This is a genomic window from Clavibacter quasicaliforniensis (assembly GCF_051201715.1).
Taxonomy (GTDB): domain Bacteria; phylum Actinomycetota; class Actinomycetes; order Actinomycetales; family Microbacteriaceae; genus Clavibacter; species Clavibacter seminis.
The window spans coordinates 1,959,846-1,980,960 of sequence record NZ_CP139624.1 but is presented as its reverse complement, the minus strand read 5'-3'; the positions used below and the strand labels follow the sequence as shown (position 1 = coordinate 1,980,960).

The 21,115-nt window shown below is 73.5% G+C and carries 20 protein-coding genes; all 20 read left to right on the top strand.

Annotated elements, in window-relative coordinates; all coding sequences use genetic code 11:
- The first annotated feature begins 3 nt into the window (after window positions 1–3).
- The 20 genes from aroC (at window position 4) to gmk (ending at window position 21,070) form a co-directional block, all read left to right on the top strand.
- Window positions 4–1,242 (top strand): chorismate synthase, encoded by a 1,239-nt coding sequence (gene aroC / locus NL142_RS09455; RefSeq protein ID WP_435079044.1) that lies wholly within the window; start codon window positions 4–6, stop codon window positions 1,240–1,242.
- Between the two features lie 2 nt (window positions 1,243–1,244).
- Window positions 1,245–1,736 (top strand): shikimate kinase, encoded by a 492-nt coding sequence (locus NL142_RS09450; RefSeq protein WP_435079042.1) that lies wholly within the window; start codon window positions 1,245–1,247, stop codon window positions 1,734–1,736.
- Entirely contained in the window at window positions 1,733–2,854 is a 1,122-nt protein-coding gene (gene aroB / locus NL142_RS09445) for a 3-dehydroquinate synthase (RefSeq protein ID WP_435079040.1), read from the top strand. Before NL142_RS09450 ends, aroB begins: the two co-directional genes overlap by 4 nt.
- Window positions 2,851–3,648: an SDR family oxidoreductase gene (locus NL142_RS09440; protein ID WP_435079038.1), complete on the top strand. Its 798-nt coding sequence runs from the start codon at window positions 2,851–2,853 to the stop codon at window positions 3,646–3,648. Before aroB ends, NL142_RS09440 begins: the two co-directional genes overlap by 4 nt.
- Window positions 3,649–3,680: 32 nt before the next feature.
- Window positions 3,681–4,121 (top strand): type II 3-dehydroquinate dehydratase, encoded by a 441-nt coding sequence (locus tag NL142_RS09435; protein ID WP_194682433.1) that lies wholly within the window; start codon window positions 3,681–3,683, stop codon window positions 4,119–4,121.
- Between the two features lie 110 nt (window positions 4,122–4,231).
- On the top strand, window positions 4,232–4,795 hold the full coding sequence (gene efp / locus NL142_RS09430) for an elongation factor P (RefSeq protein ID WP_012038481.1): 564 nt from the start codon (window positions 4,232–4,234) through the stop codon (window positions 4,793–4,795).
- A gap of 3 nt (window positions 4,796–4,798) precedes the next feature.
- Window positions 4,799–5,212, top strand: coding sequence for a transcription antitermination factor NusB (nusB, locus tag NL142_RS09425; protein WP_079533354.1), 414 nt, complete (start codon window positions 4,799–4,801; stop codon window positions 5,210–5,212).
- Window positions 5,213–5,319: 107 nt separating this feature from the next.
- Window positions 5,320–6,189 (top strand): ABC transporter ATP-binding protein, encoded by an 870-nt coding sequence (locus tag NL142_RS09420; RefSeq protein WP_435079034.1) that lies wholly within the window; start codon window positions 5,320–5,322, stop codon window positions 6,187–6,189.
- 61 nt (window positions 6,190–6,250) lie between these two features.
- Window positions 6,251–7,303, top strand: a complete 1,053-nt coding sequence (locus NL142_RS09415; RefSeq protein ID WP_435079032.1) for an aliphatic sulfonate ABC transporter substrate-binding protein — start codon at window positions 6,251–6,253, stop codon at window positions 7,301–7,303.
- Entirely contained in the window at window positions 7,300–8,166 is an 867-nt protein-coding gene (locus NL142_RS09410) for an ABC transporter permease (protein ID WP_435079030.1), read from the top strand. The genes NL142_RS09415 and NL142_RS09410 overlap by 4 nt, the downstream gene beginning before the upstream one ends.
- A 72-nt stretch (window positions 8,167–8,238) precedes the next feature.
- Complete coding sequence (gene acs, locus NL142_RS09405; RefSeq protein WP_435079028.1) at window positions 8,239–10,278, top strand: acetate--CoA ligase; 2,040 nt, start codon at window positions 8,239–8,241, stop codon at window positions 10,276–10,278.
- A gap of 78 nt (window positions 10,279–10,356) precedes the next feature.
- A complete protein-coding gene (locus NL142_RS09400; RefSeq protein ID WP_194682437.1) occupies window positions 10,357–11,250 on the top strand; it encodes a GNAT family N-acetyltransferase in 894 nt (297 codons plus the stop codon).
- 89 nt (window positions 11,251–11,339) lie between these two features.
- The gene (pyrR, locus tag NL142_RS09395) at window positions 11,340–11,924 is read left to right on the top strand and encodes a bifunctional pyr operon transcriptional regulator/uracil phosphoribosyltransferase PyrR (RefSeq protein WP_194682438.1); all 585 of its coding nucleotides are present in this window, start codon (window positions 11,340–11,342) and stop codon (window positions 11,922–11,924) included.
- A complete protein-coding gene (locus tag NL142_RS09390) occupies window positions 11,921–12,877 on the top strand; it encodes an aspartate carbamoyltransferase catalytic subunit (RefSeq protein WP_194682439.1) in 957 nt (318 codons plus the stop codon). Before pyrR ends, NL142_RS09390 begins: the two co-directional genes overlap by 4 nt.
- A complete protein-coding gene (locus NL142_RS09385) occupies window positions 12,874–14,286 on the top strand; it encodes a dihydroorotase (protein WP_435079025.1) in 1,413 nt (470 codons plus the stop codon). Before NL142_RS09390 ends, NL142_RS09385 begins: the two co-directional genes overlap by 4 nt.
- Complete coding sequence (locus NL142_RS09380; protein WP_435079023.1) at window positions 14,283–14,810, top strand: PH-like domain-containing protein; 528 nt, start codon at window positions 14,283–14,285, stop codon at window positions 14,808–14,810. The genes NL142_RS09385 and NL142_RS09380 overlap by 4 nt, the downstream gene beginning before the upstream one ends.
- A 5-nt stretch (window positions 14,811–14,815) precedes the next feature.
- Complete coding sequence (gene carA, locus NL142_RS09375) at window positions 14,816–15,985, top strand: glutamine-hydrolyzing carbamoyl-phosphate synthase small subunit (RefSeq protein WP_435079021.1); 1,170 nt, start codon at window positions 14,816–14,818, stop codon at window positions 15,983–15,985.
- The gene (gene carB, locus NL142_RS09370; protein ID WP_435079019.1) at window positions 15,985–19,275 is read left to right on the top strand and encodes a carbamoyl-phosphate synthase large subunit; all 3,291 of its coding nucleotides are present in this window, start codon (window positions 15,985–15,987) and stop codon (window positions 19,273–19,275) included. The genes carA and carB overlap by 1 nt, the downstream gene beginning before the upstream one ends.
- Window positions 19,272–20,165, top strand: a complete 894-nt coding sequence (gene pyrF, locus NL142_RS09365) for an orotidine-5'-phosphate decarboxylase (protein WP_435079017.1) — start codon at window positions 19,272–19,274, stop codon at window positions 20,163–20,165. Before carB ends, pyrF begins: the two co-directional genes overlap by 4 nt.
- On the top strand, window positions 20,162–21,070 hold the full coding sequence (gene gmk, locus NL142_RS09360; RefSeq protein WP_435079015.1) for a guanylate kinase: 909 nt from the start codon (window positions 20,162–20,164) through the stop codon (window positions 21,068–21,070). Before pyrF ends, gmk begins: the two co-directional genes overlap by 4 nt.
- Window positions 21,071–21,115: the final 45 nt, after the last annotated feature.

Genomic DNA, 21,115 nt, shown 5'->3' with positions numbered 1-21,115 from the left:
GGCATGCTGCGTTGGCTCACCGCCGGGGAATCCCACGGCCCCGAACTCATCGCCGTCCTGGAGGGCCTGCCCGCGGGCGTGCCCGTCAGCCTCGACGGCATCCGCGCCGACCTCGCCCGTCGCAAGCTCGGCTACGGCCGCGGCGCGCGCATGGCGTTCGAGCAGGACGAGCTGAGCCTCTCCACCGGGGTGGTCCACGGGCGCACGCTCGGCAGCCCCATCGCGGTGCGCATCGGCAACACGGAGTGGCCCAAGTGGGTGGACATCATGAGCCCCGAGCCGGTGGATCCGGAGAAGCTGCAGGGTGCGCGCGCCGCGGCCCTCACGCGTCCCCGCCCCGGCCACGCCGACCTCGTGGGCATGCAGAAGTACGACTTCGACGAGGCGCGACCCGTCCTCGAACGCGCGAGCGCACGGGAGACCGCGGCCCGCGTGGCCCTCGGCGCCGTGGCGCGCGCGTTCCTCGCCGAGCTCGGGATCACGCTGGTCAGCCACACGCTCGCCATCGGGCCCGTCCGCGTGCCCGAGGGCGCGCCGCTGCCCACGCCCGACGACGTGGACGCGCTGGACGCGGATCCGCTGCGCTGCTTCCACCCCGAGACCAGCGCCCGGATGGTCGCCGAGGTCGACGACACGAAGTCCAGCGGCGACACGGTCGGCGGCGTGGTCGAGGTCCTCGCCTACGACCTGCCGCCCGGCCTCGGCTCGCACGTGCACTGGGACCGCCGCCTCGACTCCAAGCTCGCGGCCGCGCTCATGGGCATCCAGGCGATCAAGGGCGTGGAGGTCGGGGACGGCTTCCTCACCACCACGCGTCGAGGATCCGAGGCGCACGACGAGCTCTTCTCCACGGCCGCGGGCATCGGCCGGTCCACGGATCGTGCCGGCGGCACCGAGGGCGGCATGTCGACGGGCACGGTCCTCCGCGTCCGCGCCGGCATGAAGCCCATCGCGACCGTGCCGCGCGCCCTCCGCACCATCGACACCGCCACGGGCGGCGCGGCCCCCGCGAACCACCAGCGCTCCGACGTGTGCGCGGTGCCCGCCGCGGGCGTCGTCGCCGAGGCCATGGTCGCGCTCACGCTCGCCGACGCCGTGCTGGAGAAGTTCGGCGGCGACTCCGTGGGCGAGACCCTGCGCAACCTCCGCGGCTACCTCGACGCGATCCCCGAGGGCCGCCGCACCGGCGCCGACCTCGTGGACGAGGCCGACGCCGCGCCGCCGGCGGCACCCGAGGCCTGAGCGTGCCGGTCGTCCTGATCGGCCCCCCCGGCGCGGGCAAGACCACGGTCGGCCGCCGCGTGGCGAAGGCCCTGGGGCTGCCGTTCACCGACACGGACCGCGCGATCGTCGAGGCGCACGGATCCATCGCCGACATCTTCCGCGAGCACGGCGAGCCGCGGTTCCGCGAGCTCGAGCGAGCCCAGGTCGCCGCCGCGCTCGCGGACGACGGCGTCGTCTCGCTCGGCGGGGGAGCGGTCCTCGACCCCGCGACGCGCGCCGACCTGGAGGCCTGCCGGGTCGTGCTGCTCACCGTGAGCGAGCACGCCGTGCGCTCCCGGATCCGCGGCCACGACCGCCCGCTCGTCGACGGCCTCGAGAGCTGGCGGCGCATCGTCGCCGACCGCGAGGAGCTGTACCGCTCGCTCGCCGACCTGACCATCGACACCTCCGATCGCCCGCTCCCGCGCATCGCGCGCGAGATCGAGCGCTTCGCCCGGGAGAGGCAGCCATGACCGAACCGACCCCCACCGCCGCCGGGAGCGACGCCCTCGAGCCCGCCGCGCCCACCGTGATCCGCGTCTCCGGCACCCCCGGCTACGACGTCACCGTGGGACGCGGCCTCGTCCAGGGCGTGGGCGCCCTGCTCGGCCCGCGCGTGCGCAAGGTGCTCATCGTGCACGCGCCCGCCCTCGCCGAGGAGGCGTCCCGGCTGCGCGAGCGCCTGCAGGGCGACGTGGAGGTGTACCTCGCGGAGGTGCCGGACGCGGAGGGCGCCAAGCGCGTCGAGGTCGCCGCGTTCTGCTGGAAGATCATGGGCACCACCGACTTCACGCGCTCCGACGCCGTCATCACGCTCGGCGGCGGCGCCACCACCGACCTCGGCGGGTTCGTCGCGGCCACGTGGCTGCGCGGCGTGATGCTCATCCAGGTCCCCACGACCGTGCTCGCGATGGTCGACGCGGCCGTCGGCGGCAAGACCGGCATCAACACGTCCGAGGGCAAGAACCTCGTGGGCGCCTTCTACGCGCCGACCGCCGTGATCGTCGACCTCGACCTCCTGGCGACCCTGCCGCGCAACGAGATCGTCACGGGCTTCGCGGAGATCGTGAAGGCCGGGTTCATCGCGGTGCCGGAGATCCTGGACATCATCGAACGCGACGTCGGGCGCGTCACGGATCCCACGAGTCCCGAGTTCCGCCGCGTCGTCGAGCTGTCGATCGCGATGAAGGCCGAGGTCGTGGGGGAGGACTTCACCGAGAAGGGCCGCCGCGAGATCCTCAACTACGGCCACACGCTCGGCCACGCCATCGAGCACGCCGAGCGCTACCGCTGGCGGCACGGCGCGGCCGTCGCGGTCGGCATGGTCTTCGCGGCGGAGCTCTCTCGCCTCACCCGTTCGCTGTCCGACGAGGCGGTCGACCGGCACCGGCGGATCCTCGACTCGCTCGACCTGCCCACCAGCTACCCCGTCGGCCGCTGGCCGACGCTCGTCGCGAGCATGAAGCGCGACAAGAAGGCGCGCGGCGACATGATGCGGTTCATCGTGCTCGACGGCGTCGGCCGCGCGAGCGTGCTCAACGGGCCCGAGGAGGCGCTGCTGTTCGCGGCGTACCAGGAGATCGGCTCGTGACGGATCCCGCGCATCCCGAGACGCCGCATCCCGAGACGCCGCGGCCCGTGGCGCTCGTCACGGGCGTCGGCCGGGTCGCGGGGCTGGGCGCGGCCATCGCGGAGGACCTCGCGCTCGGCGGATGGGACGTCGCCTTCTCGTACTGGTCGGCCTACGACGCGCGCATGTCGTGGGGCCCGCAGCCCGACGACCCCGCGCGGGTCGCCGAGGCGGTCGCGCGCGGCGGCGGGCGCGCGCTCGCGGTCGAGGCCGACCTCATGGACACCGACGCGGCCGAGCGGATCCTCGAGGCCGTCGAGCAGGCGCTCGGTCCCGTCACGGCGCTCGTCCTCTCGCACGCCGAGGGGGTCGACAGCTCGCTGCTGGAGACGAGCGTCGAGAGCCTCGAGCGGCACCTCGCCGTGAACGTGCGGGCGTCGCTGCAGCTGATCCAGGGCTTCGCGCGCCGCTACCGGGCGGTCCCGGGAGCCGGGCGCATCATCGCGCTCACGAGCGACCACGTCGTGGGCAACGTGCCCTACGGCGCCAGCAAGGCGGCGCTCGACCGCATCGTCATCGCGGCGGCGCGCGAGCTCGAGGACGTGCGGATCACGGCGAACCTCGTCGACCCGGGACCCATCGACACGGGCTGGTTCACGCCCGAGATCCGGGCGCACCTGCAGGAGACGACGCCGCGCGGCCGTCTCGCCGAGCCCCGGGACGCCGCCGCGCTCGTCTGCTTCCTCGCCTCGGCGGAGGGCGGCTGGATCAACGGCCAGCGCATCCGCTCCGACGGCGGACAGAGCGTCGGCTGAGCGGGCCCGGGCCGCGCCCTAGGCTTGTGCGCATGTCACGCGTGCTCGTCCTCAACGGCCCCAACCTCGGACGGCTCGGCAGCCGCGAGCCCGACGTGTACGGCACCGGGTCGCTCGACGACCTCCGCCGCGAGCTCGTCGCCTTCGCGCCCGACGACGTCGAGATCGACCTCAGGCAGACCGACGACGAGGCGACCCTCATCGGCTGGCTGCACGAGGCCGTCGACACCCGGAGCCCCGTGATCATGAACCCCGCGGCGTTCACGCACTACTCGTACGCGCTCCGCGACGCCGCGGCGCTCGTCACGAAGGCCGGCATCCTCCTCATCGAGGTGCACATCTCGAACCCGCACGCGCGCGAGGAGTTCCGGCACACCAGCGTCATCTCGCCCGTCGCGACGGGCGTCATCGCGGGGTTCGGGCAGGGCTCGTACCTCCTCGCCCTCGCGCACGTCGTCACCGCCACCCGTTAGGCTGATCCCTCGGATCGCCACGCCGCCCGCACCGGGTCGGCCCCGGCATCCCCGTGCGGCCGCATCGACGCCGCACCTCCCGCTCGTCGAACAGGCAAGGACCCTCCCGCATGGCCTCTACCGCTGACATCAAGAACGGCGTCGTCCTCAACATGGACGGCCAGCTGTGGACCGTCATCGAGTTCCAGCACGTCAAGCCGGGCAAGGGCGGCGCGTTCGTGCGCACCAAGGTCAAGAACGTGATGAGCGGCAAGGTCGTCGACCGCACGTTCAACGCCGGCGCGAAGATCGAGACCGAGACGGTCGACCGCCGCGACTTCCAGTACCTCTACGCCGACGGCGAGAACTTCGTGTTCATGGACACGAGCGACTACGACCAGATCACGCTGTCCGCCGCGCAGGTCGGCGACGCGAAGAACTTCATGCTCGAGAACCAGGACGTCACCGTGGCGCTGCACAACGGCGAGGGGCTCTACGTCGAGCTGCCCGCGTCCGTCGTGCTCACGATCACGTACACGGAGCCGGGCCTGCAGGGCGACCGCTCGACGGGCGGCACCAAGCCCGCGACCGTCGAGACCGGGCACCAGATCCAGGTCCCGCTCTTCCTCGAGCAGGGCACGCGCGTCAAGGTGGACACCCGCACGGGCGACTACCTCGGCCGCGTCACCGACTGACCCGTGAGCGCACGCACCAAGGCGCGCAAGCGCGCCCTCGACGTCCTCTACGTCGCGGACATCCGCGGCGAGTCCATCCCCGCGACCCTCGCGGTCGAGCAGCAGCGCGCCGCCGCCGAGCCCGACCGGCAGGCGTCGTGGCAGTACGCCCGCGAGATCGCCGAGGGGTTCGTCGCGCACCAGGACGAGATCGACGAGCTCATCGAGACGTACTCGGTGAACTGGACCCTCGCCCGCATGCCCGCCGTCGACCGCGCGATCCTGCGCATCGGCATCTGGGAGATCCTCTTCAACGCCGACGTGCCCGACGGCGTCGCCATCTCGGAGAGCGTCGACCTCGCGTCGTCGCTCTCGACGGACGAGTCGGCGTCGTTCGTGAACGGCATGCTCGCGCGCATCGCGGCGACGCAGGCGTAGGCATCGCGCGGCGTGCGTCCCGCCAGCCCGTTACGTCGCGTGACGCCCCGCGACCGCGTGTGACGCGGGACGGTCCGAGTGTGCTCGGGCCGTCCTAGCGTCGGGTCATGCCCGTCACCGCATCCGCCCCGCGACCCGACCGGACGACCGCCGCGTCGCCCGCTCCCGCCCCGGATGCGGCCGCGGGCTCCGCCGGCGCGGTCGAGCTCCGCGGGGTCGGACGGTCGTTCGCCGGCGATGGATCCCGGGCTCCGCGCACGGTGCTGCGGGACGTGGACCTCGACCTCGCCGCGGGCGACGTCGTGGCGATCCTCGGGCCGTCCGGCTGCGGGAAGTCGACGCTCCTGCGCCAGGTGAGCGGGCTCGACCGGCCCGACGCCGGGTCCATCCGCATCGACGGCACGCCCGTGCGCGAGGTCGACCAGCGCTCCGCGGTCGCGTTCCAGGAGCCGCGCCTGCTTCCGTGGCGCACGATCCGCGCCAACGTGCGTCTCGGCCTGCCCCGCGACGTGCCGCGCGACGAGGGCGACGCCCGCGTGCGCGACCTGCTCGAGCTGACCGGCCTCGCCGAGGCCGCCGACCTCCGTCCCCGGCAGGTCTCCGGCGGCATGGCCCAGCGCGCCTCGCTCGCCCGCGCTCTCGCCCGGCGGCCCCGCGTCCTCGTGCTCGACGAGCCGTTCGGCGCGCTCGACGCCCTGACGCGCCTGCGCATGCAGGACCTGCTGCTCGACGTGCACGCCGCGATCCCGACCACGGTCCTCCTCGTCACGCACGACGTGGACGAGGCCCTGCACCTCGCCGACCGCGTGGTGCTGCTCGGCCCGGATCCCGCGGAGGGCGCCGCGCCCGGCGCGACCGTCCGCCGCGTCCTCGAGGTGCCGGGCGCCCGCCCGCGCGACCGCGGCGACGCCACGCTCGCCGCCCTCCGCGCCGAGCTGCTCGAGGGGCTCGGCGTGCCGGGCCACCGGGCGCGCTGAGCCGGACCCGCGCCACCACCACGACCACCCGCACCACCCGACACCGCACCGAGGACCCACCGTGACCCGTCTCCTGCCCCGCAGATCCATCCCCGCCCTCGCGCTCGCGGGCGCCGCCGCGATGCTCCTCGCCGGATGCGCCGCGGGGGAGGGGTCAGCCGTCGCGCCCGCCGCCGAGGCATCCGCGGATCCCGCCGGCTGGAGCGCGGACACGCTCACCCTCGACTGGGCGACCTACAACCCGCTCAGCCTCATCGTGAAGGACCAGGGACTCGTGGAGAAGCGGCTCGGGTCGGACGTGAAGGTCGACTGGGTGCAGTCCGCGGGCTCCAACAAGGCCAACGAGCTGCTGCGCGCGGGAGCCGTCGACGTGGGATCCACCGCCGGATCCGCCGCGCTCCTCGCCAGGGCCAACGGCTCGCCCATCCGCACCATCGACGTGTACTCGCAGCCCGAGTGGACCGCGATCGTCGTGCCGAAGGGGTCGCCCATCACGAGCGTCGACCAGCTCCGCGAGGCCGACATCGCGGCGACGAAGGGCACGGACCCGTACTTCTTCCTGCTGCAGACGCTGGACGAGGCGGGCATCCCGGCGTCCGACGTCACCATCCAGAACCTCCAGCACGCCGACGGCCGGGCCGCGCTCGAGAACGGCTCCGTCGACGCGTGGGCCGGGCTCGACCCGCTCATGGCCGCGAGCGAGGCCGAGGCGGGATCCACGCTGCTGTACCGCAACGTCGACTTCGCGACCTACGGGTTCCTCAACGCCACGCAGTCGTTCCTCGACGCCTCGCCCGACCTCGCGCAGGCCGTCGTCGACTCCTACGAGGAGGCGCGCGCCTGGGCCGTCGACCACCCCGACGAGACCGCGGCGATCCTCGCGCAGGCCGCCGCGATCGACCCGGCCGTCGCCTCCACCGTGATCGACCGCACGAACCTCGGCGTGGATCCCGTGCCCGGCGACGCGCAGCGCGACGTGCTCGAGCGCGTCGGCCCGATCCTCGTGGAGTCCGGCGACGTGCCGGACCAGGGGAAGGTCGACACGGCCCTCGACGAACTGTTCGAACCCCGGTTCGCCGAGGCCGCGGATCCCGCGTCGGGAACGGCCGGATGACCGCGCTCCGGCCCGCGCGGGAGGACGTCCGCACGGGCGGCCGCGCGGGCGCCGACGCCCCGGACGACGACGGCGAGCGCGTCGCGCGCCCGGCGCCCGGCCGCGCGACACGTGGCGTCCTCCTCCGGGTCGCCGTGGGCCTCGTGGTCCCCGTCCTGGTGGTCGGGCTCTGGGCGGTCGTGACCGCCACGGGCGCCGTGCCCGCCCACCTCCTGCCCGCGCCGCTCGACGTGGTGCGCGCCGGGGTGCAGCTGGCCGAGCAGGGGATCCTCGGGCAGTATGTCGCCATCTCGCTGCAGCGCGTGCTGCTGGGCTTCGCGCTCGGGGCCACGGTGGGACTCGTGCTCGGCGCCGTGGTCGGCCTCTCGCGCGTCGGCCGGCTCCTCCTCGCGCCGACCGCGGGCGCGTTCCGCACGGTGCCGTCGCTCGCGTGGGTGCCGCTGCTGCTGCTCTGGATGGGGATCAACGAGGACTCCAAGGTGACGCTCGTCGCCATCGGCGCCATGTTCCCCGTCTACACGACCGTCGCGGGCGCGCTCCGGCACGTGGACCCGCACCTCGTGGAGGTGGGACGCGCGTTCGGGCTCACGCGGATCCCGCTGCTCGTCACCGTGCAGCTGCCCGCCGTGCTGCCCGCCGTCGTCTCGGGGCTGCGGCTCGCGCTCGCGCAGTCGTGGCTGTTCCTCGTGGCGGCGGAGCTCCTCGCCGCGTCGATGGGGCTCGGGTACCTGCTCACGGAGTCGTCGTCGAACGGACGCGTCGACCGGGTGCTGCTCGCGATCGTGCTGCTCGCCGTGCTGGGCGCCGTCACCGACGCGGTCGTGGGCCTGGTCGAACGCGTGCTCGTGCGCCGCTGGGGCTGACCCCGCCCACTCCGTGTCGCCGCGTGACGTCCCGGTTCCTGATCCCGGCCGCGTCGCACGTAGCGTCGGCGCATGACCTCGCAGCGCACCGAGCAGGCCGAGACCGCACCCGATGCCGTGGAGGGCACCGCGACCGAGCAGGCGCTCTTCCCGCCTCCCGCCGCGCTCGCCGCCTCCGCCAACGTGACGGCGGAGGCGTACGCGCGCGCGAAGGCGGATCCGGTCGCCTTCTGGGAGGAGGCTGCCCGCCGCCTCGACTGGGAGACGCCGTGGGAGACCGCGCACACGTGGATCCCGCCGGTCGCCGCCGACGGCACCCCGCAGGTCCCCGCCGCCACGTGGTTCGCGGGCGGACGCCTCAACGTCGCCGCCAACTGCGTCGACCGGCACGTCGCGGCCGGCCGCGGAGAGAAGGTCGCGCTGCACTTCGAGGGCGAGCCGGGCGACCGGCGCACGGTCACCTACCGCGACCTCCAGGACGAGGTGTCCCGCGCCGCCAACGCCCTCACCGCCCTCGGCGTCGGGCCGGGCGACCGCGTCGTGATCTACCTGCCCGTGCTCGTCGAGACGATCGTCGCGACCCTCGCGGTCGCGCGCATCGGCGCGGTGCACTCGCTCGTCTTCGGCGGCTTCTCCGCGGAGGCGCTGCGGTTCCGCGTCGAGGACACGGGCGCGAAGCTGCTCATCACGAGCGACGGCCAGAACCGCCGCGGCACGGCGGTCGCCACCAAGCCGCAGGCCGACGAGGCCGTCGCGGGCGTCGCGTCGATCGAGCACGTGCTCGTCGTCCGCCGTACCGGACAGGACGTGCCGTGGACCCCGGGACGCGACGTCTGGTGGCACGACGCCGTGGGATCCGCCTCTCCGCTGCACGAGCCCCGGGCGTTCGACGCCGAGCACCCGCTCTTCATCATCTACACGTCCGGCACGACCGGCCGCCCCAAGGGCCTGGTGCACACGAGCGGCGGCTACCTCACGCACGCGTCGTGGGCGCACTGGGCCCACTTCGACGCGAAGCCCGACGACGTGCACTGGTGCACGGCCGACCTCGCCTGGGTCACCGCCCACACCTACGAGATCTACGGGCCGCTCTCCAACGGCCTCACGCAGGTGATCTACGAGGGCACGCCCGACACGCCCCACCGCGGCCGGCACCTCGAGATCATCGAGCGGTACGGGGTCACGACCTACTACACGGCGCCCACGCTCATCCGCTCGCTCATGGGCTGGTTCCCCGACGGCGTCTCAAGGCACGACCTGTCGAGCATCCGGCTGCTGGGTTCCGTGGGGGAGGCCATCAACCCCGCCGCGTGGCGCTGGTTCCACCGGGAGCTCGGCGGGGGATCCGCGCCCGTGGTCGACACGTGGTGGCAGTCCGAGACGGGGGCCGCCGTCATCGCCCCGCTGCCGGGCGTCTCGACGCTCAAGCCCGGCGCCGCCGGCCGCGCGCTGCCCGGCTTCCGGGTGGACGTGGTCGACGACGACGGCGAGCCCGCCGCGGACGGGGAGGGCGGCCTGCTCGTGATCCAGCGCCCCTGGCCCGGCATGGCCCGCACCGTGTGGGGCGACCCGGCCCGCTACCGCAGCGCCTACTGGGAGCGGTTCGCCGACCGCGGCTGGTTCCTCGCGGGCGACGGCGCCCGGCGCGACGTCGACGGCGACGTGGCCCTGCAGGGCCGGATCGACGAGGTCGTCAACGTGTCCGGGCACCGCCTCTCCACCATCGAGATCGAGTCGGCGCTCGTCGCGCACCCGCGCGTGGGCGAGGCCGGCGTCACGGGCGTGGCCGACGAGCTCACCGGCCAGCGCGTGGTCGCGTTCGTCGTCCCGCGCGGCGACGACCGCCCCGCGGACGACGACGCGGCCGGCTGGGCGGCGCTCGCCGCGGAGCTGGGGCCGGTCCTCACGACGCACGTCGCGCGCGCGATCGGGCCGGTGGCGAAGCCGCGCCGGATCGTCGCCGTGCCGGACGTGCCCAAGACGCGCTCGGGCAAGATCATGCGCCGCCTCCTCGCCGACCTCGTGGAGGGCCGGATGCTCGGCGACGCCACGAGCCTGCAGGACGCCGCCGTGATCGGCAGGATCCGCGCGGTGCTCGACGCCTCCCGCTGACGGACACCGCGGCCCGTCGAGCCGGGGACCGTGCTCCGAGGGGTGGTCCTGGCGTCGCCCGGGTGATGGGATGAGGACATGTCCATCGTCCTCACTTCCCCCGGTCCGGACGAGCTCGGTCCTGTCGTGGACGCGCTCCGGCGATGGCAGCGCGACGATGCGCCCGTTCAGCTCCACCCGGGCGACATCGGCTGGGCGGAGCGGCACGGGTCGCGTGCGGTCGCCGACGCGCTCCGCGTCTGGCGCGACGACGGCCGGATCGTGGCGATCGGGTTCCTCGACGGGCCTGGCCTCCTCCGGACGACGGTGGCGCCGCAACGGTGGTCGGACCCGGCGCTCGCCGACGTCGTGCGGGCGGACATCGCGGACCCCGAGGCCGGCGTGCTGCCCGTCGGTCGGGCATCCGTCGAGATCCCCGCGGGCACGGCACTCGACGCGGCCCTCGCCACCTCCGGCTGGTCGGCGGGCGAGGCGTGGACCCCCCTGGTGCTCGATCTCTCCGAGCCCGTTCGGATCCCGGGCGGGCTCCGCGTCGAGCGCGTCGTGCCCGGTGCCTCTTCCGCGTTCACGGCCGTCCACCGGTCCGCGTGGGCCAACGCGACCTTCACCGATGCGCAGTGGGCGACCATGGCATCCGGCATCACCGCCCGTCGCGAGACAGGTGCCGACACGGCGTCGATGGTGTGCCTCCTCGGCCGCGACCCCGACGGGGTGCCCGTGGCGGGAGTCACGGTCTGGTCGGCAGGGCAGGGGCGGCCTGGCCTCCTCGAGCCGATGGGCGTGCGCGCGGACCAGCGCGGGAAGGGCCACGGCAGAGCAGTCTGCCGCGCAGCAGCGGCAGCGTTGCGCGAGCTCGGCTCCTCGGCGGCCCTCGTGTGCACGCCGAGTGACCTCCGCGGCGCCGTCGCGACGTACCGCTCGGCGGGATTCGTGGCGCTGCCCGAGCGCCGGGACCGCACCCGCGCGGCGTGACGGTGACCGACGGGCCGACACCCGCTAGAGTGACCCGCGGAACAGACCACCTTTAACATCCGTCCCGAGAGGCGGGGAAGGAGGTCGGATTGCCTCAGCGCATCGTGCTGCAGCCCTCTGACATCACCCGTGCGCTCACGCGCATCGCCCACGAGATCCTCGAGTCGAACCGCGGTCCGCACGGCCTGCTGCTCCTCGGGATCCCCACCCGCGGCACCGTCCTCGCCGAGCGCATCGGCCGGATCATCGCCCGCCTCGAGCCCGAGGCCCCCGCCGACCTGGTGGGGTCGCTCGACGTCACGATGTACCGCGACGACCTGCAGCGGAACCCGACCCGCGCGCCCGCGCCCACGCGTCTGCCCGCAGGCGGCGTCGACGGCCGCACCGTCGTGCTCGTCGACGACGTGCTCTTCTCCGGCCGCACCGTGCGCGCCGCCCTCGACGCGATCGGCGACCTCGGCCGTCCCACGGCCGTGCGGCTCGCCGCGCTCGTCGACCGCGGCCACCGAGAGCTCCCCATCCGCGCCGACTTCGTGGGCAAGAACCTGCCCTCCAGCCTCGCCGAGCGGATCTTCGTCCGGCTCGAGGAGACCGACGGCGAGGAGTCGGTGAGCATCGCCGGCCCGGACGACGCGCCCGCGCCCGCCTCCGACGGCGAAGGGGCGACCCGATGAGGCACCTGCTCTCCACGCGCGACCTGTCCCGGGACGAGGCGGTCCACATCCTCGACGTCGCGGAGGACATGGCCGACGTCGGCACGCGCGAGATCAAGAAGACGCCCGCGCTCCGCGGGCGCACGGTCGTCAACCTCTTCTTCGAGGACTCCACCCGCACCCGCATCTCGTTCGAGGCCGCCGCCAAGCGCCTGTCGGCCGACGTCATCAACTTCAGCGCGAAGGGGTCGAGCGTCTCCAAGGGCGAGAGCCTCAAGGACACCGCGCAGACGCTGCAGGCGATGGGCGCCGACGGCGTGGTCGTCCGGCACCCGTCGTCGGGCGCGCCGCACACGCTCGCCGGCAGCGGCTGGATAGACGCCGGGATCGTCAACGCGGGCGACGGCACGCACGAGCACCCCACGCAGGCGCTGCTCGACGCGTTCACCATCCGCCGCAGGCTGCACGGATCCGCCGCGCGCGGGAAGGGCCTCGACGGCACGCGCGTCGTGATCGTCGGCGACGTGCTGCACTCCCGCGTCGCCCGCTCGAACGCGTGGCTGCTCACGACGCTCGGCGCCGAGGTCACGCTCGTCGCACCGCCCACGCTCGTGCCGGTGGGCGTCGGATCCTGGCCCGTCACGGTGCGGTACGACCTCGACGCGGCGCTCGTCGAGGGCGCGCCCGACGCCGTGATGATGCTCCGCATCCAGGCCGAGCGCATGCGCGCCGCCTTCTTCCCGAACCCGCGCGAGTACGCGCGCATCTGGGGCCTCGACGACGCGCGGCTCGCGCTCCTCGGGCCCGATACGATCGTCATGCACCCGGGGCCCATGAACCGCGGGCTCGAGATATCCGCCGCCGCCGCCGACTCGGAGAGGTCCACGGTGCGCGAGCAGGTCGCCAACGGCGTCTCGGTGCGCATGGCCGTCCTCTACCTCCTGCTGTCCGGCGACGGGAAGGCCGACCGATGACCCAGAACGACACGAACCCCGACGACACCCACCTGATCCGCGGCGCGACCCTGCCGTCGGGCGAGCGGGCCGACATCCTCGTCGCCGACGGGCTGATCCGCGAGATCGGCCCCGACCTCGCGGCGCCCACGGGCGCGCACGTGATCGAGGCCGACGGGCTCATCGCGCTGCCCGGCCTCGTCGACCTGCACGTGCACCTGCGCGAGCCCGGCTACGAGCAGAGCGAGACCGTGCTCACGGGATCCCGCGCCGCGGCCCTCGGCGGCTTCACGGCGGTCTTCGCGATGGCCAACACGATGCCCGTGCAGGACACGGCGGGCGTGGTCGAGCAGGTCAAGGCGCTCGGCGACGCCGCCGGGTACGCGACCGTGCGCCCCATCGGCGCCGTCTCGGTCGGCCTGGCGGGGGAGTCGATGGCGGAGATCGGCGCGATGGCCTCCAGCCGCGCAGCCGTCCGCGTCTTCTCCGACGACGGCAAGTGCGTCTCGGACCCGCTGCTCATGCGCCGCGCGCTCGAGTACGTGAAGGCCTTCGACGGCGTCATCGCGCAGCACGCGCAGGACCCGCGCCTCACCGAGGGCGCCACCATGAACGAGGGCGCGCTGTCCGGCGAGCTCGGCATCACGGGCTGGCCCGCGGTCGCCGAGGAGTCGATCATCGCGCGCGACGTCCTGCTCGCCGAGCACGTGGGATCCCGCCTCCACGTCTGCCACGTCTCCACCGCCGGCTCCGTCGACGTGATCCGCTGGGCCAAGGCCCGCGGCGTCGACGTCACGGCCGAGGTCACGCCGCACCACCTCCTCCTCACCGAGGAACTGGTCGCGGGCTACGACGCGCGCTACAAGGTCAACCCGCCGCTGCGCCGCCGTGAGGACGTCGAGGCACTCCGGGCCGCGCTCGCCGACGGCACGATCGACGTGGTCGCGACCGACCACGCGCCGCACCCGACGGAGGCCAAGGACTGCGAGTGGGACGCGGCCGCGTTCGGCATGGTCGGCCTCGAGTCGGCGCTCTCCGTGGTGCAGCTCGCCATGGTCGACACGGGCCTGATCGACTGGGCCGGCGTCGCGCGCGTCATGTCGCACGCGCCCGCGCGCATCGGCCGCCTCGACGAGCACGGGCACGCCCTGGCCGGCGGATCCCCGGCCGACATCACGCTCTACGACCCGTCCGCGTCGCGCGTCTTCGGGCGCGACGACCTCGGCGGGCTCAGCGGCAACTCGCCCTACCTCGAGATGACGCTGCCCGGCCGCGTCGTCGCGACCTTCCACCGCGGATACCCGACCGTGCTCGACGGCGCGCTCGTCGATCGCGAGACCGTCGCCCGCGCCGCCGTCCTCCGCGACCGCGCGGACGCCGACGCACGCGACGCCGCGACCTCCGCAGGCGTCGCGGAGGCACGCGCATGAGCGGTCGCCTCGTGCCCGCGATCACGGTGATCGCGCTCCTCGTCCTGCTGCTCGCGCTCATGGTGCTCGGCTGGCGCGCGCGCCGACGACGCCAGCGCGCGCTGCCCGAGCCGCCGCGCCCGCCCGCCGGCCTCGGCGCGCCGACGTTCGAGGTCGACGTGCTCTACGTCGCCACGACCACCGCGGGGGAGCCGCTCGACCGGCTGACCGTCGCGCCCCTCGGCTTCCGCGGTCGCGCGGCTGCCCGGGTGCATGACGCGGGCCTCGTGCTCGCGATCGACGGCGAGCGCGAGGTGCTCGTGCCCGCCGACCGCATCACGGGATCCGGGCTCGCGACCTACGCGATCGACCGCGTCGTGGAGGAGGGCGGCCTCGTGGCCGTCACCTGGATCCTCGACGCGGCGGCCGAGACCTCGGTCGACACGTACCTCCGGGTGATCGACCCGCGCGAGAAGACCGCGCTCGTCGACGCCCTCCACCACATCACGCGCCCTGCGCACGACGACGACAACGAAGGGAAGTGACCGACATGGCCCGACACGAACCGGCGGTCCTGGTGCTCGAGGACGGACGGAGGTACGTCGGACGCGCGTACGGCGCCCGCGGCGTGACCCTCGGCGAGGCCGTCTTCGCGACCGGCATGACCGGCTACCAGGAGACGATCACCGACCCGTCCTACGCGGGGCAGATCGTGCTCCAGACGGCGCCGCACATCGGCAACACCGGCATGAACGACGACGACATGGAGTCCCGCCGCATCTGGGTCGCCGGGTACGTCGTCCGCGACCCCTCCCGCGTGGTCTCCAACTTCCGCGGGCAGCGCACGCTCGAGGACGACCTGGTCGCGCAGGGCGTCGTCGGCATCTCCGGCATCGACACGCGCGCGGTCACCCGCCGGATCCGCGACGAGGGCGCCATGCGCGCCGGCGTCTTCTCCGGCGACGCCTTCGCGCTCGGCGACGAGGAGCAGCTCGCGCAGGTGCGCCAGGCGCCCGACATGGCGGGCCGCAACCTCTCCGCCGAGGTCTCCACGCAGGAGACGTACACGATCCCCGCCGTCGGCGAGCGCATCGGATCCGTCGCGGTCCTCGACCTCGGCATCAAGACCGCCACGGTGAAGCACCTGGCCGCCCGCGGCCTCGACGTGCACGTCGTGCCGCAGTCGATCACCACGGCCGAGCTCGAGGAGCTCGCGCCCACGGCGGTCTTCTACTCGAACGGCCCCGGCGACCCCGAGGCCTCGCAGTACCACGTGGAGCTGCTGCAGGACGTGCTCCGCAAGGGCATCCCGTTCTTCGGGATCTGCTTCGGCAACCAGCTCCTCGGCCGCGCCCTCGGGTTCGAAACCTACAAGCTGCCGTTCGGCCACCGCGGGATCAACCAGCCCGTGCTCGACCGCCGCACCGGCCGCGTCGAGATCACGAGCCAGAACCACGGCTTCGCGGTCTCCGCGCCCCTCGACGGACCGGTCGACAGCCCCGCCGGCTTCGGCCGCGCGGAGGTCAGCCACGTCTCGCTCAACGACCAGGTGGTCGAGGGGCTGAGCTGCCTCGACATCCCCGCCTTCAGCGTGCAGTACCACCCGGAGGCGGCCGCGGGTCCGCACGACTCGTCGTACCTCTTCGACCGGTTCATCGAGCTGATCCACGACGCGTCGGGCACCGCACCCGCCGCCGCGACCCCCCAGGAGACCGTGTAATGCCCAAGCGCGACGACATCAACAGCGTCCTCGTCATCGGCTCCGGGCCGATCGTCATCGGCCAGGCCGCCGAGTTCGACTACTCGGGCACGCAGGCCTGCCGCGTGCTCCGCGAGGAGGGCGTGCGCGTCATCCTCGTGAACTCGAACCCCGCCACGATCATGACCGACCCGGGCTTCGCCGACGCGACCTACATCGAGCCGATCACGAGCGAGGTGCTCGAGAAGATCATCATCAAGGAGCGCCCCGACGCGGTGCTCCCCACCCTCGGCGGGCAGACGGCGCTCAACGCGGCCATCCGCCTCGACGAGCTCGGCATCCTCGCCAAGCACGGCGTCGAGCTCATCGGCGCGAAGGTCGAGGCCATCCAGAAGGGCGAGGACCGCCAGCTCTTCAAGGACCTCGTCATCGAGTCCGGCGCCGACGTCGCCCGCTCGCACGTCGCCAAGACGCTCGAGCAGGCCGTCGAGTTCGCCGAGGACCTCGGCTACCCGCTCGTGATCCGCCCCTCCTTCACCATGGGCGGCCTCGGCTCCGGCTTCGCGCACACGCGCCAGGAGCTCGAGCGCATGGTCGCCGACGGCCTCCAGTCGAGCCCCACCACCGAGGTGCTCCTCGAGGAGTCGATCCTCGGCTGGAAGGAGTACGAGCTGGAGCTCATGCGCGACACGGCCGACAACACGGTCGTCGTCTGCTCCATCGAGAACGTCGACCCGGTCGGCGTGCACACGGGCGACTCGATCACGGTGGCGCCGGCCCTCACGCTCACCGACCGCGAGTACCAGCACATGCGCGACATCGGCATCGACATCATCCGCCGGGTGGGCGTCGACACGGGCGGCTGCAACATCCAGTTCGCGGTGGATCCCGTGGACGGCCGTCTCATCGTCATCGAGATGAACCCGCGCGTCTCCCGCTCCAGCGCGCTCGCGTCGAAGGCGACCGGCTTCCCGATCGCGAAGATCGCCGCGAAGCTCGCCATCGGCTACCGCCTCGACGAGATCCCCAACGACATCACCAAGGTCACGCCCGCGAGCTTCGAGCCCACGCTCGACTACGTGGTCGTGAAGGTGCCGCGCTTCGCGTTCGAGAAGTTCCCGGCCGCGGACGCCGAGCTCACCACGACCATGAAGTCGGTCGGCGAGGCGATGGCCATCGGCCGCAACTACTCCACCGCGCTGCAGAAGGCGCTGCGCTCGCTCGAGAAGCGCGGATCCTCCTTCCACTGGGGCGCCGAGAAGCGCTCGGTCGACGAGCTGCTCGAGACGAGCCGCACGCCCACCGACGGCCGCATCGTCACGGTGCAGCAGGCGCTCCGCGCGGGTGCCACGGCGGAGCAGGTCTTCGACGCCACGAAGATCGACCCCTGGTTCATCGACCAGATCGTGCTCATCAACGAGGTCGCCGACGCCGTGCGCGACGCAGGCTCCCTCGACGCGGACACGCTGCGCGAGGCGAAGGACCACGGCTTCTCGGACGCGCAGATCGCCGAGATCCGCGGGCTCACCGAGCAGGAGGTGCGCGACGCGCGCCACGCGGCCGACATCCGGCCCGTCTACAAGACGGTCGACACGTGCGCGGGCGAGTTCCCGGCGCTCACGCCGTACCACTACTCCAGCTACGACTCCGAGACGGAGATCGTGCCGTCCGAGCTCCGCAAGGTGATCATCCTGGGCTCGGGCCCGAACCGCATCGGCCAGGGCATCGAGTTCGACTACTCGTGCGTGCACGCGTCCTTCGCGCTGGCGGACGCCGGGTACGAGACCATCATGATCAACTGCAACCCGGAGACGGTCTCGACCGACTACGACACGAGCGACCGGCTCTACTTCGAGCCGCTCACGCTCGAGGACGTGCTCGAGATCGTGCACGTCGAGCAGCAGGCGGGCGAGCTCGTCGGCGTCGTCGTGCAGCTCGGCGGCCAGACGGCGCTCGGGCTCGCCAAGGGCCTCGAGGCCGCGGGCGTCCCCATCCTCGGCACGAGCCCGTCGGCCATCGACCTCGCGGAGGAGCGGGGCCTGTTCTCCGGGATCCTCGACGCAGCGGGGCTCGTGGCGCCGCGCAACGGCACGGCCGTCGCGATCGACGAGGCCGTCGTCGTCGCGGAGGAGATCGGCTACCCCGTCCTCGTCCGCCCGAGCTACGTGCTCGGCGGCCGCGGCATGGAGATCGTCTTCGACACCTCCACGCTGCATGACTACTTCCTGCGCATGGCCGACCAGGGGATCATCGGCGAGGGCAAGCCCCTCCTCATCGACCGGTTCCTCGACGACGCCATCGAGATCGACATCGACGCCATCTACGACGGCACCGAGCTGTACGTGGGCGGCGTCATGGAGCACATCGAGGAGGCCGGGATCCACTCGGGCGACTCGAGCTGCACGCTCCCGCCCGTGACCCTGGGCCGCGGCCAGATCCAGCAGGTCGTCGACGCCACGCGCGCCATCGCCGAGGGCGTGGGAGTGCGCGGCCTGCTCAACGTGCAGTTCGCGATCGGCGCCGGCGTGCTCTACGTCCTCGAGGCGAACCCGCGCGCGAGCCGCACGGTGCCGTTCGTCTCCAAGGCGCTCGGCATCCCGCTCGCGAAGGCCGCGTCGCTCGTCATGGTCGGCACGTCCATCGCCGAGCTGAAGTCGTCCGGGCTCCTGCCCGAGCGCGACGGATCCGACGTCCCGATGGACTCGCCCGTCGCCGTCAAGGAGGCCGTGCTGCCCTTCAAGCGGTTCCGCACGAAGGACGGCCTCATCGTCGACTCCGTGCTCGGCCCGGAGATGCGCTCGACCGGCGAGGTCATGGGCATCGACCGCGACTTCCCGCGCGCGTTCGCGAAGAGCCAGGAGGCGGCGTTCGGCGGCCTCCCGCTCTCGGGCACGGTGTTCGTCTCGGTCGCCGACCGCGACAAGCGCTCGATCGTGCTGCCGGTGCTCCGCCTCCAGCAGCTCGGCTTCGAGGTGCTCGCGACCGCGGGCACGGCGGAGATCCTCAGCCGCAACGGGATCCAGGCGCGCGTCGTGCGCAAGTACAGCGAGGAGCCCGCCGAGGGCGACTCGCCGTCCATCGTCGACCTGATCAACCGCGACGAGGTGGACGTGGTCATCAACACCCCGTCGGGCCGCACGGCGCGCGCCGACGGCTACGAGATCCGCGCGGCGGCCGTCGCGGCCGACAAGGCGCTGTTCACGACCATCGCGCAGCTCACGGCGGCGGTCGCGTCCTTCGACGCCATCCGCGCCGGCTTCGACGTGACGAGCCTGCAGGACTACGCGATCGCCCGCGAGGCCCGCAGGTGACGACCGCGGACGGCGGGGCGGTTCCCGACGCCCCGTCGTTCGGCGCGCGGCTGGCCCGCACGTTCCGCGCGCACGGGCACCTCTGCGTCGGCATCGACCCGCACCGCTCGCTGCTCGACGCCTGGGGCCTCGCCGACGACGCGCGCGGCCTCGAGGAGTTCGGCCTCCGCGTGGTCGAGGCGACCGCGGGGCGCGCCGGCATCGTCAAGCCGCAGGTCGCGTTCTTCGAGCGCCACGGATCGGCCGGCTACGTCGCGCTGGAGCGCGTGCTGGCCGCCGCGCGCGACGCCGGCCTCCTCGTCATCGCGGACGCAAAGCGCGGCGACATCGGCTCCACCGTCGACGCGTACGGCGCCGCCTGGCTCGCGCCCGACAGCCCGCTGCGCGCCGACGCCGTCACCCTCACGGCGTACACGGGCGTCGGATCCCTCGACGGCGTGCGCGCCGCCGCGGACGGCTGGGGCGCGGGCGTCTTCGTGCTCGCCGCGACGTCCAACCCGGAGGCGCGCGACCTGCAGCGCGCCGTGCTCCCCGGCGACGGGTCCGCGGCCGCCCGCACCGTCGCCCGCGGGATCCAGGACGCGGCCGTCGCCGCGAACGGCGCGCTCGACGACCCGTCGGCCGACCCCGGGTCCTTCGGGCTCGTCGTCGGAGCGACCGTCGACGCCGCCGACGCCGGCCTCGACCTCGCGCGGCTCGTCCGCACCCCGATCCTCGCGCCCGGCTTCGGCCACCAGGGCGCGCTGCTCGGCGATGTCCGGAAGCTGTTCGGCCCGGCCGCCGGCGTTGTGATCGCGGCCGCGTCGCGGAGTATCCTCACGGCAGGGCCACGGCGTGTCGCGGAGGCCGTCACCGACCACGCCGGACGACTCGAAGAGGTGCTGCCATGAGGCCCGAACCACCCGAGGTCGACCGGGTCGCCGCGTCGCAGGCCGCCGTCGCCGCCCGCCGCGCGCGCGCGCAGGTGAAGCACGACATCGTCACGGGGGAGCGGACCCCGCTCGGCGTCCTCGACGCGTCCGCGGATCCCGCGCACCGCGCCGAGGCGACCCTCCGCGTCACCGAGTTCCTCACGAGCATCCCGAACATCGGCCCCACCAAGCTCGAGCGGATCCTCGGCGACCTCGGCATCTCCACCGCCAAGCGCCTCGGCGGGCTCGGCGTCCACCAGCGCGTGCGCCTCACCCGCTTCCTCGAGGAGTGGCAGGCCGCGAAGCAGATCGTCGAGCCCAGCCGGCTCGTGGTGCTCGCGGGACCCACCGCGGTAGGCAAGGGCACCGTCTCCACCTTCATCCGCGAGAACGAGCCCGACGTGCTGCTCTCCGTCTCCGCCACCACGCGCGCGCCGCGTCCCGGCGAGGTCGAGGGCGTCAACTACTTCTTCGTGTCGGACGCCGAGTTCGACCGCATGGACGAGCAGCACGAGCTCCTCGAGTGGGCCACGGTGCACAACGCGCACCGCTATGGCACGCCGCGCGCGCCCATCGACGCCGCGCTGGCCGAGGGCAGGAGCGTGCTGCTCGAGATCGACATCCAGGGCGCGCGCCAGGTGAAGGCCGCGATGCCCGAGGCGCGGCTCGTGTTCCTGCTGCCGCCCACCTGGGAGGAGCTCGTGCGCCGCCTGGTCGGCCGCGGCACCGAGGGACCCGAGGAGCAGCAGCGCCGGCTGGACACCGCGAAGGTCGAGCTGGCCGCCCAGGACGAGTTCGACCACCTCGTCGTCAACCGCGATGTCGCGGAGGCGGCGCGCGAGGTCGTAGACTTGATGAAATCCAGGAAGGCCGTCGGTCCATGACACGGACCCGTGCGGCCTTCTTCCATGCAATGAGGAAGCGGCACA

Excerpts from the sequence above, each read along its gene's own strand:
- efp (WP_012038481.1), top strand. The coding sequence starts at position 4,232 with ATGGCCTCTACCGCTGACATCAAGAACGGCGTCGTCCTCAACATGGAC.
- aroC (WP_435079044.1), top strand. The coding sequence starts at position 4 with ATGCTGCGTTGGCTCACCGCCGGGGAATCCCACGGCCCCGAACTCATC.
- NL142_RS09420 (WP_435079034.1), top strand. The coding sequence starts at position 5,320 with ATGCCCGTCACCGCATCCGCCCCGCGACCCGACCGGACGACCGCCGCG.
- acs (WP_435079028.1), top strand. The coding sequence starts at position 8,239 with ATGACCTCGCAGCGCACCGAGCAGGCCGAGACCGCACCCGATGCCGTG.
- NL142_RS09435 (WP_194682433.1), top strand. The coding sequence starts at position 3,681 with ATGTCACGCGTGCTCGTCCTCAACGGCCCCAACCTCGGACGGCTCGGC.
- NL142_RS09385 (WP_435079025.1), top strand. The coding sequence starts at position 12,874 with ATGACCCAGAACGACACGAACCCCGACGACACCCACCTGATCCGCGGC.
- NL142_RS09400 (WP_194682437.1), top strand. The coding sequence starts at position 10,357 with ATGTCCATCGTCCTCACTTCCCCCGGTCCGGACGAGCTCGGTCCTGTC.
- NL142_RS09390 (WP_194682439.1), top strand. The coding sequence starts at position 11,921 with ATGAGGCACCTGCTCTCCACGCGCGACCTGTCCCGGGACGAGGCGGTC.
- NL142_RS09410 (WP_435079030.1), top strand. The coding sequence starts at position 7,300 with ATGACCGCGCTCCGGCCCGCGCGGGAGGACGTCCGCACGGGCGGCCGC.
- carA (WP_435079021.1), top strand. The coding sequence starts at position 14,816 with ATGGCCCGACACGAACCGGCGGTCCTGGTGCTCGAGGACGGACGGAGG.
- NL142_RS09380 (WP_435079023.1), top strand. The coding sequence starts at position 14,283 with ATGAGCGGTCGCCTCGTGCCCGCGATCACGGTGATCGCGCTCCTCGTC.
- carB (WP_435079019.1), top strand. The coding sequence starts at position 15,985 with ATGCCCAAGCGCGACGACATCAACAGCGTCCTCGTCATCGGCTCCGGG.
- aroB (WP_435079040.1), top strand. The coding sequence starts at position 1,733 with ATGACCGAACCGACCCCCACCGCCGCCGGGAGCGACGCCCTCGAGCCC.
- gmk (WP_435079015.1), top strand. The coding sequence starts at position 20,162 with ATGAGGCCCGAACCACCCGAGGTCGACCGGGTCGCCGCGTCGCAGGCC.